This is a genomic window from Rhodococcus sp. PSBB066 (assembly GCF_017068255.1).
GTDB classification, from domain to species: Bacteria; Actinomycetota; Actinomycetes; order Mycobacteriales; family Mycobacteriaceae; genus Rhodococcus; species Rhodococcus aetherivorans.
Map to the genome: position 1 here is coordinate 2358731 of NZ_CP070859.1, position 12594 is coordinate 2371324.

The window sequence follows — 12594 nt, forward strand, 5'->3', positions numbered from 1 at the left end:
GCAACGGCCTTACCGCTCGCATTCGTCGATCACTGCCCGCACCACGGCGGGCAGTGCCGCGGCGGTGGCGGGCGTCAGGCCGACGCCGTAACCGACCTCCGTCACCTCGAGGGTGTAGACCACGACCCGACCCGGGTCGACGCCCAGGATCCGGCTCAGCGCCCACGCCTCGGCGGGGCCGAGGCTGTGCGAGCCGGCGTGTCGCGAGCGGCGGGCGAGACTCGCCTCCCCGATCTCGTGACGCCGGATCGCGCCGGGCGGACCGGTGCCGACGGTGGCGTCCACGACGACCGCCAACCGCGTCCCGGCCCACGCGTCCAGCATTGCCGTCGGCTCGCCGTCGGAGATCAGGACCCGCCATCCGGGCCGGGACCGGCCTACCTCCCGGGCCGCCGCGGGCCCGACGCCGTCGTCGCGGCGGTACTCGTTGCCGACGCCGATCACCACGAAGTTCGTCGCGATCACCCGCGGTCGATCGTGAGGTCGAGGAAGTGCGTGGCACACGAGATGCACGGGTCGTAGTTGCGGATCACCCGTTCGCACAGCGACGTCAGATCGGCATCGGACAGCTCCAGGTGGCCGGCGATCAGCGTGCGCAGATCGTGTTCGACGGCAGCCTGGTTCTGGGAGGTCGGGGGGACGATCACGGCCGAGCGGATCAGTCCGTCGTCGCCGAGCTCGTAACGGTGGTACAGCAGTCCCCGCGGTGCCTCGCTGACGCCGTGCCCGGTCGCGGCGCGGGCGGCGACCTCGGTGCCGGGCCGGCCGGGACGCTCGTACCCGGCGATCAGGCGGAGCGCCTCCTCCACCGCATAGACGGTTTCGACGGCGCGAACAACGATGCTGCGAAACGGGTTACGGCACTGCGTCCCCAGTCCCGCCGCGTGTGCCGACTGTCGTGCGGTGTCCGACAGCTGCGCGGAGTTCAGGGTGTATCGGGCCAGGGGTCCGGTCAGGTACCGGCGCCCGTCGAGCCGCGCGTACAGGGCCGTCGAGTGCGGGACCTGGTGTTCGACCACATGGTCCGGGAACTGTGCTGCGGCGAAGGAGGATCCGGTCGACGACCGGATCTGCCCGTCCTCGATGGCGTAGCGGTCGGGCCGGTGCAGGGCGAGCAGGTCGTGATCGAGATCGACATCGGGAAAGTCGAACCCGGCCACCCAGCGGACCGTGTCGAGCGCGTCGTCGAGGGCGCGGCGCAGCCGCTCGGCGAGCGGGGCGAGTTCCGTGCGGGTCGGCGCGCGATAGAACCCGCCGATCCGCACGTTGACCGGGTGGATGGGCCGTCCGCCGATCTGCTCGAGGATCGCATTGCCGGCCTTCTTCAGGGCCAGCCCGCGTTCGAGCGCGCTCCGATGACGCTCGGCGAGGGCGATCGCGTCGGGAAGGCCGAGGAAGTCGGGGGCGTGCAGGAAGTAGATGTGCAGCACGTGGCTGGCGATCCACTCGCCGCAGTAGAGCAGGCGGCGCAGGTTCAGCACCGGCTCGTCGAGCTCGACCCCGCAGGCCTGCTCCAGCGCATTGCAGGCGCTGACCTGGTAGGCGACGGGGCAGATCCCGCAGATCCGGGAGGTGATGTCCGGAGGCTCGCGGAAATCCCTTCCCCGCAGGAACGACTCGAAGAACCGGGGCGGCTCGTAGATGTTCAGCTCCGCGCGCTGCACCCGCCCGTCGCGCACCGACACGTTCAGTCTGCCCTCGCCCTCGACGCGGGCGAGAGCACGGACCGTCAGCTCTCTACGGCTCCCGCTCACGGCGGTGCCTCTCGGCGAGCACGGGGGCGCCGACGTTGAACGTCGCGAAGGCGCGGTCGATGTCGTCGTCGCTCATGCCGCACGTGCGCAGCCACCCGGCCAGCGACGCGATGTTGGGGTCGGTCGTCGGCCCGAAACAGCCGTAGCAGCCGCGCGACTGCGCCGGGCACAGGGCGCCGCAGCCGGAGTGGGTCACCGGGCCGAGGCAGGGCGTGCCGTCGGCGACCATCACGCAGGTCAATCCCCGGCGCTTGCACTCGGTGCACACACTGGTGTTCGGGATGTTCGGCCGGCGGCCGGCCAGGAACGCGGTGATCACCTCGAGCAACTGGCGCCGGTCGATCGGGCAACCGCGCAACTCGAAGTCGACCGGCACGTGCGCCGCGATCGCCGTCGACGTCGCCAGGGTCTCGATGTACTCCGGGTGGGCGTAGACCATCGAGGTGAACTCGGCGACGTCGGCGAAGTTGCGCAACGCCTGGATGCCGCCGGCGGTTGCGCACGCGCCGATCGTGACGAGGGTCCGGGACCGCTCCCGGACCCGGTGGATGCGCGCGACGTCCGCGGCGGTGGTGATCGAGCCCTCGACCAGCGACAGGTCGTACGGACCGTCGTCGACGGCGCTCGACAGTTCGAGGAAATGGGCGATCTGCACCGCCCCCGACAGCGCGAGCAGTTCGTCCTCGCAGTCCAGCACGGACAGCTGACATCCGTCGCACGACGCGAACTTCCACACCGCGAGCTTCGGCCTGTCCATCACAGCTCCCGTACGTGCAGCAGCGGTCCGGCCACCGCGTAATCCAGCACCGGGCCGTCCCGGCAGAGCAGGATCTCGCCGAGCTGGCAGTGCCCGCACAGCCCGATCCCGCACTGCATGTTCCGTTCGAGCGAGACCCGGATATCCGGGGGCCGAATCCCTTTGCCCAGCAGCACCCGGGCCGAGAACCGCATCATCGCCTCCGGCCCGCACAGCAGGGCCGTCGTCCGCGCGGGATCGAGGTCGAGCCGGCTCAGCGGCGCGGTGACGAATCCGACGGACCCGGACCAGCCCTGGACCGGCTGGTCGATCGTCAGCCGGATCTCCACGCCGCCGTCGGCCCAGTCCTGTAGCTCGCGCCGATACAGGATCTCGGCCGGCCGGCGCGCTCCCACCACGAGCACGACGCGCCGGAAGTCGCCGCGCGCGGCCACCGCGCCGAGAACGGCGGCCCGCACCGCGGCCAACCCCACCCCGCCGGCGACGATCACCAGGTCCCGGCCGGTGCACGACTCGAGGTCCCAGCCCACCCCGAACGGGCCGCGCACGCCGACGATCGCGCCGGGCTCGGCGTCGTGCAGGGCCCGGCTCACCGCACCCACCTTCCGCACGGTGTGGACCAGCTCCCCGGTCGTGTCGGTGGGATCCCCGCTGACCGAGAGCGCGATCTCGCCGACCCCGGGGGCGTAGAGCATCATGAACTGCCCGGGCCGGAACCGCGGTCGCGGCGCCCCCAGCGGGGCCAGCGACAGCGTCACCGCATCGGCGGTCTCGACGGTCCGCGAGCGAACCCGGTGGGCGCTGGGCAGCATCGGCGCGCCCGGCGCCGCTGCGGTGTCGTGCGCGAGGTCACCGAACATCGGGACCCGCATACAGGTCCAGCAGTCGCGCCCGGGTGGCCTGCAACCGCTCCAGGAGGGCCCCGAACAGGGCCCGCATCACCGTGTATCCGAACTCGGCGTCGGCCTCGCTCAGCGCCTGCAGCGCCGCGGCGTCCACCTCCAGAGCCGAGGTCGCAGCGGCCGCGACGGCCCCGTAATGCCAGCGGTAGGGCGGCGTCAGCCACGACCATCCCAGGACGTCACCGTCGACAAACGTGTCGAGGGTGACCGGGCCGCGGCCGGGCACCACCGTGTACAGATCCACCCGGCCGTCCTGGAGCAGCCAGCAACTGCGCGCCTCCCCGCCCTCGTGGAAGACGTGCTCCCCGGCGGCGAAGCGGACCGGGTGGGCGAGCGCGGCGATCCGATCCCGCGCCTCCGGGCCCAGCCCCGCCAGAGCCCGGATGCCGTCGAGCGGTGGGGTCGTCATCGGTGCCCGTCCGGTTCGTCGTCGTGGGTGGCGAGCGCGCCGGTGAGGCGGGCCGCCTCCGCGGTGATGTCGATGCCGACGGGGCACCAGTCGATGCAGCGGCCGCAGCCGACACATCCCGAGCTGCCGAACTGGTCGTGCCAGGTGCCGAGCTTGTGCGAGATCCACTGCCGGTACCGGCTCCGGCCGGACGCCCGGACGTCACCGCCGTGGATGTAGGAGAAGTCCGGTTCGAAACAGGACGCCCAGTGCTGCCACCTGCCGGCGTGCCCGTCGGCGAGGTCGGTGACGTCCTCCGTCGACGTACAGAAGCAGGTGGGGCACACCATCGTGCAGTTTCCGCACGTCAGGCAGCGATCGGCGACATCCTCCCAGACGTCCGCCTCGCGGGCGTCGCGGAGCATCGCCCGCAGGTCGACCTTGGGCATGCTCCGTCCCATCCGGTCGCCGGCCGCCGCCACCGCGTTGCGGGCCCCGGTGGTCTCGTCCGCGGTGGCGTCGCGGTGGGGGAGCAGGTCCAGGATGCGGGCGCCCTCGTCGGTCCCGACGTCCACGAGAAAACGGTGTCCCTGCTCGTCGACGCGTTCGGTCAGGCCCAGGTCGTACCCCGGGCCCGCGGCGGGACCGGTGGCCATCGAGGCGCAGAAGCAGACCTCGCCGGGTTCGGTGCAGTTGACCGCGACGACGAACAGCCCGCGGAACCGTCGCGCGGTGGCCCCGTCGGGATGGGCGCCGCGGGTCAGCATCGTGCCCAGGATGCCGATCGCGGCCAGGTCGCAGCCGCGGACGCCGAGGAACGCGTACCGGGTCTCGTCCGCGGGTGGGGGCCGGAAACTGCCGTCCGGCGCGGTCGACCACAGTTGCTGTCGTGCGGGGTGCAGAAACTGCTTCCACGACTGCGGACCCGCGGAATGGCCGAACACGGCGGTGTCGTCGCGTCGCCGGAGCCGATACCGCCCGGGTGCGGTCGACACGCCCCACCCGTCGGGCAGCTCTCGTCCCGACCCGAGCTCGTCGAGCACGATGGCGTCGTCGCGGACGGTGGGGCCGACGACGCGATATCCCTCGGCCTGCAGCACCTCGATCAGCCGGTCGAGGTGGGCGCGGGACAGGATTGCCGGCGTCGGGGGGTCGGCGTGCGAATCCGCAATACCCATGGCAGCTCCCGTGATTCGAACGGTCACGACCCGGCGCAGCCCTCACTCGTCGCGCTGGTGGCCCCCTCGAGTATCGTCGCGGGCGTACCGCCCGGTCAACCGGCCGGCCGTCGCGGCCCGGTCAGTACGGGTCGAACCGGACGTTCTCGGCGGGGGTCCCGGTCTCGACGAGCGTGTGCAGGGTCGCGCGGACCATCGCCGCGGACCCGCACACGAGCACCTGGTGGTCGCCGAACGCCCCGTAGGAGGTGACCACCTCGTCGAGGCTGCCCTCGAGCAGCTCGTCGGGGTGGAACCCGGGATCGCCGACGTGGGCGACGATGCGGTCGTACCACTCGTCGGGGATCCCGGGGTCGTCGACCGACTCGACCACCGGCACCACGGTCAGCCACGGCAGCGTCTCGGCGAGCAGGATCAGCATGTCGGCGGCGTACAGGTCGCGGGGCGTGCGGCCGCCGACGAACAGGAAGGTCTGGGGCGGGTCCGGCCGGCGCGCGACGTCGAGGATCAGCGCCCTCAGCGGGGCCAGGCCGGTGCCGCCGGCCACCATGATCACGATGCGGCCGGAGTCGTCGACGTGCAGGTTGCCGCCCTGCGGCGCGCCGATCGTCCACACGTCGCCGGGCCGGGTGGCGGTGACGATGCTGCCGCTGACCCAGCCGCCGGGGACGGTACGGACGTGGAACTCGAGCTTGCCGTCGAGCGACGGGGGCAGTGCGGGGGAGAGGCGGCGCGGCAGCCGGGGATGCTGCGGCACGGTGACGTCGACGTACTGCCCGGGCGCGAACGGCACCATCGCGTCGTCGCATTCGAGGCGTACCACCGCGACGTCGTGGCGGAGCCGGTGGTGCTCGACGACGGTCGCCGACCACACCGTGTCGGGGGTGTGCAGGGTCTGTCCGGCCGGCTGCATGGTGTGACTCCCGGTGCTCGAGCGTGAAGGTGGCCCCACTCTAGGGACCGCTCCAACGCGGCTTGCACGCGCCCACCGCGACCTCGCCACAGACGATCAGCGACTCGTGCGTCCAGCGCGAGCAGCTGCTGCGCCAACTGCTGGGGATCGAGTGTTTCGGTCACGATCGTGAGTTCTCGCGAAACAAGCTCGGCGCGTCGGCCGAAGCCGGATCGGCCGTTATCCCGGGAGTCCCTGACGTGCTGGAGGACGCGCGTCGAATGCGGGAAGGCGGCCGAGGACGGGAGTCCATTCGTCGATTCGGTAGTGGGGAACGAGGCCGTGGACGACAAAAGGATCGTGGGTCAAGAGGGAGTCGACGGTGTCGACGGTGTCCGACTCGAGGAGGATGAGGGCGCCGGAGTCGTCGGCGTAGGGGCCGCAGGCAATGACGGTGCCGCGGTCGACCAAGGCGGCGAGCCATGTTCGGTGTGCGGCTCGATAGGTGTCCCGGCCGGTGGCGGTCTCGGCGGTGTAGGTGTAGTCGACGACGAAGAGCGGCATGTTCTCGGGTTCCTTGTCGGGCCGGAGGTGGTGGCGAGTGGTTTTCGTGTGGCAAGCAGTGGGGCGGACACCGAGGCCCGGTGTCCGCCACACTGCCTGCCATGTGTGCGTGAAGTGCTTCAGCTGAGCAGTTCGTAGAGCAGCAGCGCGGAGAGCGACAGGATGGCGACGAGGCCGGCCGCGGCGATGGCGTTCTTCCACCAGGTGTTGCGCAGGGTGCCCATCAGATCGCGGTTGTTGCTCATCACCAGCAGCAGAACGCCCAGGAGAGGCGCAATGAGAACTGTCAGGGCTTGGGCAACGATGATGAGTTGGACCGGGGACTTGGTGAACAGCAGCGTGATGGCCAGGCCGAAGGTGAGGATTGCCGCACTGGTGAGTTTTGCTGTCGGGGTGCTGGGCGAGGGGCCCTTGTCCAGGGCGTCGGAGAGCATAGTGCCGCCGGCGGTGGCGTTGGCGACCATCGAGGAGAACGCGGCGCCGGACAGGCCGAGGGCGAAGATGGTGGATCCGACGGGGCCGGCGATGGGTTCGAAGACTTTGGCCAGGCCGGTGAGGGTGGTGGCTTCGGTGCCGGTACGGCCGAGGACTGCGGCGGCGACGATGATGACGAGGCAGGTCATGATGCCAGGTGCCACGATGCCGGGGATGGTGTCGGCGATGGTGGTCCGCCGGTAGTCGGCGGCGGAGCGCTCGCGTTCGTGGGTGCCGTAGGCGGTGAAGAAGGCAGCGTTGAGGGAAAAGTTGGTGCCGACGAGGGCGACGATGAGTAGTTGTCCGCCGGCAGGGATGGTGGGGACGGCGCCGCTGAGGGCCTGATACCAGTCCGGCTCGGCGATGACGGCGCTGAGGACGAACGTCGCCGCCATCAGGGCGACGATCACCAGCAGCACCCGTTCGACGGTGCGATAGACGTTGCGGAACAGCAGGATCAGCCCGACGAAGGCTGTGCAGATCGCCGACCACAGCAGTGGGGAGCCCCCGAAGACAATGGACAGCCCGAGGCCGGACCCGACGGCATTGCCGACGGAGAAACACAAGGTAATGAGGAAGACGCCCGCACCGGCCGCCACGCCGACGCGACGGCCGAGGACGTCCTTGACCGAGCTGATCATCGATACCGGGGTGCGGATACCGAGGCGCACGCTCATGTCGGCATAGACGAGCATGAAGGTCGTCGACAGTGCGATGACCCAGATCAGGGAGTAGCTGTATGCGCTGCCGGCCTGTACGGCGCTGGCGAGGTTGCCGGGGCCGAACTGCCATGCTCCCGCGATGAACGCCGGTCCGGCCATTGCCAGGGTGCGAACCCAGCTCCGTCGGGGTCGGGGCCGGCTCTGTTGCGGTGAGGCGCTGCCCGCGACCACTGTTTCGCCTCCGGGGGCCTCGGTGGAGAGAGAAGTGTGCTGACTCATCGACGAGCCTACTTTCTGGTGCTCGAACCGCGGGCGGACGGCTGCGTGGACGACGAGGAGGTCGTGCGGGCGCTGACGGTTCGACGGGAAGGTGACCACGGATGCACGAGTGTGGTGCCGGTGGCATGTGGTGGAGGTCGGCCGGCCCGCCGGGCCATGTGAGCGGCGGGCCGGCCGAACCTGTGCGTCACGCACAAGCGGTGACGGCCGGGAACGCGGAATGCGGATGGTCCGTCGGATGCTGACGGGCGCAGCGATGAGGGTCAGGCGAAGGCGGCGACCGACCCGAGGCCGGCCGACTGCAGCGCGGCCGCGATCTCGGCGCCGGCGCCGGCGGCCAGCGGCAGCAGCGGAGAGCGGACGGTGGCGTGCTCGAGGATGCCGCGGGCGACGAGGCCTTCCTTCAGGGCGACGGTGCCTTCCATGTGGGAGCCGCGGTGGTAGACGTTGGCGGTCACCGGCAGCAGGCGGTCGTGGAGGGCGCGGGCGGCGGGGTAGTCCTTGGCCTTGCCGGCGGCGATGAGCTCGACCAGCGGCTCGGGAGCAAGTCCGCCGTAGCCGACGAGCAGGCCGTCGACGTCGAACACGGTGTGCAGCAGGTACTCGTCGTGGCAGCTGAGGATCTGCAGGTCCGGGTTCTCCTTGCGCAGCACCGGGATCTCGCGGTCCCAGCGGCGCATGTTGCGCACGCCGTTCTTGGTGGCGAACACTCCTTCTTGGGCGGCGATCTCGAGCTGGGTGTCCAGGTTGTACGTGGCCTTGGTGGCATCCGGGTACTGGAACAGGATCAGCGGAAGCCCCGATCCTTCGTAGATGGCCTTGTAGCGGTCCTGCGGAGCGCCGTCCTGGTAACCGAAGCGCAGCCACCCGTGAGAGGGATAGACCAGTCCGGCCGAGGCGCCGGCATCGACGGCACGCTTGGCTTCCTCCACCGAGACTGCGGTGCCCTCGCCCGTGATGCCGGCGATGATGGGCAGACGGCCGTCGACGGAGTCTTTGAACGCGGCGATGACGCGCACCTGCTCGTCCTGGGTGAGGAACGTGCCCTCGCCGGCGTGGCCCAGGACCACCAGGCCCTTGACACCGTCGACGCTGCCGAGCCACGAGCCGAGGCGCTGGATGGCGGCGTAGTCGACGTCGCCGTCACGGGTGAACGGGGTGACCGGTGCAGGGGTGAGGCCGCGGAGGTCGAGTGTGCTCATGATCGCTCTTTCCTGGAAGTATGACGCTTCTCTGCAAACGTTCCCGGGAACGTTCCCGTGAACGATTTCATCGTGCGGTACGATCGGTCTCTGTGTCAAGGGTCACTCTCGACTCGGGATGTGATCAGCCGGCCTTGGCCGGGCAGACGAGGGCCAACGCGGTAGACAGGGACGATCATGAAGACGAACGGGAACGCGGCAGAGAGCAGGCACAAGGTCGTCACGCTGCGCGAGGTGGCCGAGGCTGCCGGCGTGAGCACCTCGACGGTGAGCCGGGTGCTCGACGATCGGATTCCCCCTTCGCACTCACCGACGGCCCAACGCGTCCGCGAGGTCGCCGCCGCCCTCGGCTACCGGCGCAACACCTTCGCCTCCAGCCTGCGCCGTGGCCAGACCGCCACGATCGGTGTGCTCGTCCCCCGGCTCAGCGATACCGTTATGGCCCTGATGTACGAGGCGGTCGGGCGGGCCGCGAAGCGACTCGGCTACTTCACCATGGTTGCCACCACCGGCGACGACCCCGCCGACGAGCAGGACGCGGCGCATTCCCTCCTCGGCCGCAACGTCGACGGGCTGATCATCGCCTCGAGCCGCCGCGACGATCCGTTACCCCGCCAGCTTCGCGAGCAGAACGTGCCCCATGCCCTCGTGTTGCGCACCGACGGCATCAGCCCGTCCTCGATCGGCGACGACGAAGCCGGCGGATACCTCGCCACCCGGCACTTGATCGACCTCGGGCACACCGACATTGCCGTGCTGTCGGGACCGTTGTTCACCTCCACCGCCGCCGGCCGCCTTGCCGGTGCACAGAAGGCCCTGCGGGAAGCCGGGATCGAGGTCGATCCGGGCTGGATCGTCGAAACGGGATTCGGCATCGAAAGTGGAGAGGAAGCCGGACGGCGGCTCTTCGCTTCCTCCGTGCGCCCAACGGCCGTCTTCGCCGCCAACGACAATCTTGCCCTGGGGGTCATGGCGGCGGCCCACCAGAGGTCGCTGGCTATAGGCGACGACGTGGCCCTGGTGGGCTACAACGACATCCCGTTGTCGCAGCGCCTCCCAGTTCCGCTGACATCGGTACGGACGCCGTTCGATCAGATCGCGGCTACCGCACTGGATTTGATGCTCGCCGCCGGCCCTGTCGGCACTCCGATCCGCCGAGCGCTGCCCACGCTGATTCCGAGACAGTCGTCCGGCCCGCACAGAAGCGCCGCATCCGCGCTCTGATCCGGACACCTGCGGCACCCGACCGCATCGTGCGACAGAGCCGCCAGGGGGCGAGGCGACGGCAAGGCGCAGCCGCGGCGATCAGCGGAGTGGACCCGCCGCAGGGTATACACCTTCGAGCATTCGCCGGTGTGCTCGCCCCGACGATGCAGATGCTGCCCTGTCTTCGGGCCCGGCGGTGTGCCGCCACCCGCCCGGCGGCGTTGCAGGGCAACCGCTCGCCCCCGAAACGGGTGAGCATCAGGCGCTACCCACGCTGCGTGAGATCGACCGGGTCGCGATCGGTGAACGTTCGCCGAGGCGATGCGCGTCGGCAGCGCGGCTCAGCGCGACCCGGCAACTGCTACGCCGAGACATTCGATCTCCGGATGAGGATCTCGACGTCGGCGTAGCGAGTGGTATCCGTCGACGAGGACCATCGGGATGCGACCGGACCGCGTCCGGAATGAAACATGTTCCAATTTCGGTGTCGATGTGGTTATGGTGACGAAGGCGGCGGCCCCGTCGCGCCCAGCTGCCGTCACGCCGCCCACGACCGGAAGGACGCTCAATGACCGAGGAGTACGCCGACCTGCATCGGCCCGTGTTCACCGCGGACCTGCTCATCACCGCCCTCGAGCGCAGCGCCGAGAAGCCGGCCCTGTACCTCGGCGACGTCGTGCTCACCGGCGGGGAGATGCGCGACGAGATCAGCCGGTTCGGGCAGGCACTCGCCTCGGTCGGGGTGGGGCAGGGATCGTCGGTGGCGATGCTGTCGAAGAACCGCCCCGAGGTTCTCATCTCGATGGGCGCGACGATGGTCGCCGGCTGCCGCAACAGCGCGCTCAATCCCCTGGGTTCGCTGTCGGACCACCTCTACATCGTCGACGACGCCGCCATCGAGACCCTCATCTTCGATCCGAACCACTTCGAGGAACGCGCCGCCGAACTGAGGGCACAGGTGCCGACGCTGAAGAACGTCTTCTCCCTCGGCCCGTCGGAGGTCGGCACCGACATCCTCGCCCTGGCCGCACAGTTCACGCCGCAGCGGCTCGTCGCCGCGCCGGTGGCGGCCGAGGACACGTCGAGCATCGTCTACACCGGCGGCACCACCGGCAAACCCAAGGGCGTCATGGGCTCGTTCCGCTCCGGCGCGACGCTCACCCGGATCCAGATGGCCGAATGGCAGTGGCCCGACGAGCCGCGCTTCCTGATCTGCACGCCGCTCTCGCACGCCGGCGCCGCGTTCTTCGTCCCGACGCTGCTGCGCGGCGGATCCCTCTACGTGCTGCCGTATTTCGAGCCGGGCCTGGTGCTCGAGACGATCGAGAAGCACCGCATCAACGCCACCATGCTGGTGCCCACGATGATCTACCTGCTGCTCGACCACCCCGATTTCGACCGCCGCGACCTGTCCAGCCTCGAGACCCTGTTCTACGGCGCGTCGGCGATGTCCCCGGCGCGGCTGCGGGAGGGCATCGAGCGGCTGGGCCCGGTGTTCTTCCAGTTCTACGGGCAGAGCGAATGCGGGATGACCATCTCCGTGCTGCGCAAGGAGGACCACCTCGCCGACGATCCGGAACGCCTCGCCACGTGCGGGCGGCCGGTCCCGTGGCTCGACGTGCGGCTGCTCGACGACGACCTGAACGAGGTGCCGCGCGGGGAGCTGGGGGAGATCTGCGTGCGCGGGCCGCTGGTGATGAAGGGATACCTCGGCAAGCCCGCAGAGACCGCCGAGGCGCTGCGGGGCGGCTGGCTGCACACCGGCGACGTCGCCCGGGCCGACAAGAACGGTTTCCTCACCATCGTCGACCGCAAGAAGGACATGATCGTCACCGGCGGATTCAACGTCTTCCCCCGCGAGATCGAGGACGTCATCTCCGCGCATCCGGCGGTCGCGTCCGTCGCGGTCGTCGGCGTGCCCGACGCCAAGTGGGGTGAGGCCGTCAAGGCCTGCGTGGTGCTGCGCGACGGCCGGTCGGTCCGCGCGGAGGAGCTGATCGAGAGAGTCCGCGCCGCCAAAGGCTCTGTTCACGCCCCGAAGTCGGTGGACTTCCTCGATGCCCTGCCACTCACCCCGCTGGGCAAGCTGGACAAGAAGACTCTGCGCGCGTCGTACAGATAGGCGGAACATTCGTTTCGCGACCGAGGCAGGTTGTGCGGCGGGTAGGCACCGGCGTCGGATCCTCACGAACACGGCCGTCGAGGCTCTACTGTTCGCGGCATCCGTAAGTGTTGCGTCCCTCGGAGCTGCAATGAGTTCGGAAATTGGCCCACCGAACACTGGCGTTCGGTTTCGTTCGGGAGGATATTCGAACGGTGGGGGATTGCAGTCCGGT

12 protein-coding genes are annotated in these 12594 nt (G+C 69.9%); 2 read left to right on the forward strand and 10 right to left on the reverse strand.

Annotated elements, in window-relative coordinates; translation table 11 throughout:
• Positions 1-9 precede the first annotated feature (9 nt).
• From JYA75_RS10910 to JYA75_RS10955, 10 genes are all read right to left on the reverse strand, one after another.
• Positions 10-465, reverse strand: coding sequence for a hydrogenase maturation protease (locus tag JYA75_RS10910; protein WP_043796679.1), 456 nt, complete (start codon positions 463-465; stop codon positions 10-12).
• A complete protein-coding gene (locus JYA75_RS10915; RefSeq protein WP_203330017.1) occupies positions 462-1754 on the reverse strand; it encodes a Ni/Fe hydrogenase subunit alpha in 1293 nt (430 codons plus the stop codon). The genes JYA75_RS10910 and JYA75_RS10915 overlap by 4 nt, the downstream gene beginning before the upstream one ends.
• Entirely contained in the window at positions 1738-2511 is a 774-nt protein-coding gene (locus tag JYA75_RS10920; RefSeq protein ID WP_029545468.1) for an oxidoreductase, read from the reverse strand. Before JYA75_RS10920 ends, JYA75_RS10915 begins: the two co-directional genes overlap by 17 nt.
• Positions 2511-3371, reverse strand: coding sequence for an FAD/NAD(P)-binding protein (locus JYA75_RS10925; protein ID WP_029545466.1), 861 nt, complete (start codon positions 3369-3371; stop codon positions 2511-2513). The genes JYA75_RS10920 and JYA75_RS10925 overlap by 1 nt, the downstream gene beginning before the upstream one ends.
• A complete protein-coding gene (locus JYA75_RS10930; protein ID WP_029545463.1) occupies positions 3361-3822 on the reverse strand; it encodes a cyclic nucleotide-binding domain-containing protein in 462 nt (153 codons plus the stop codon). The genes JYA75_RS10925 and JYA75_RS10930 overlap by 11 nt, the downstream gene beginning before the upstream one ends.
• Positions 3819-4979 (reverse strand): 4Fe-4S dicluster domain-containing protein, encoded by a 1161-nt coding sequence (locus JYA75_RS10935; RefSeq protein WP_203330018.1) that lies wholly within the window; start codon positions 4977-4979, stop codon positions 3819-3821. The genes JYA75_RS10930 and JYA75_RS10935 overlap by 4 nt, the downstream gene beginning before the upstream one ends.
• A 121-nt stretch (positions 4980-5100) precedes the next feature.
• Positions 5101-5892, reverse strand: a complete 792-nt coding sequence (locus JYA75_RS10940) for an FAD-binding oxidoreductase (RefSeq protein WP_043796686.1) — start codon at positions 5890-5892, stop codon at positions 5101-5103.
• A gap of 219 nt (positions 5893-6111) precedes the next feature.
• Positions 6112-6435, reverse strand: coding sequence for a YciI family protein (locus JYA75_RS10945; RefSeq protein ID WP_006945155.1), 324 nt, complete (start codon positions 6433-6435; stop codon positions 6112-6114).
• A gap of 119 nt (positions 6436-6554) precedes the next feature.
• Positions 6555-7730: an Nramp family divalent metal transporter gene (locus JYA75_RS10950; RefSeq protein WP_037201097.1), complete on the reverse strand. Its 1176-nt coding sequence runs from the start codon at positions 7728-7730 to the stop codon at positions 6555-6557.
• Positions 7731-8113: 383 nt separating this feature from the next.
• Positions 8114-9052 (reverse strand): dihydrodipicolinate synthase family protein, encoded by a 939-nt coding sequence (locus JYA75_RS10955; RefSeq protein ID WP_006931219.1) that lies wholly within the window; start codon positions 9050-9052, stop codon positions 8114-8116.
• A gap of 177 nt (positions 9053-9229) precedes the next feature.
• Here JYA75_RS10955 and JYA75_RS10960 point away from each other — a divergent pair, with 177 nt between their 5' ends.
• The gene (locus JYA75_RS10960; RefSeq protein ID WP_029545453.1) at positions 9230-10276 is read left to right on the forward strand and encodes a LacI family DNA-binding transcriptional regulator; all 1047 of its coding nucleotides are present in this window, start codon (positions 9230-9232) and stop codon (positions 10274-10276) included.
• A 550-nt stretch (positions 10277-10826) separates the two neighbouring features.
• A complete protein-coding gene (locus tag JYA75_RS10965) occupies positions 10827-12380 on the forward strand; it encodes an AMP-binding protein (RefSeq protein ID WP_203330019.1) in 1554 nt (517 codons plus the stop codon).
• The last annotated feature ends 214 nt before the right edge of the window (positions 12381-12594 follow it).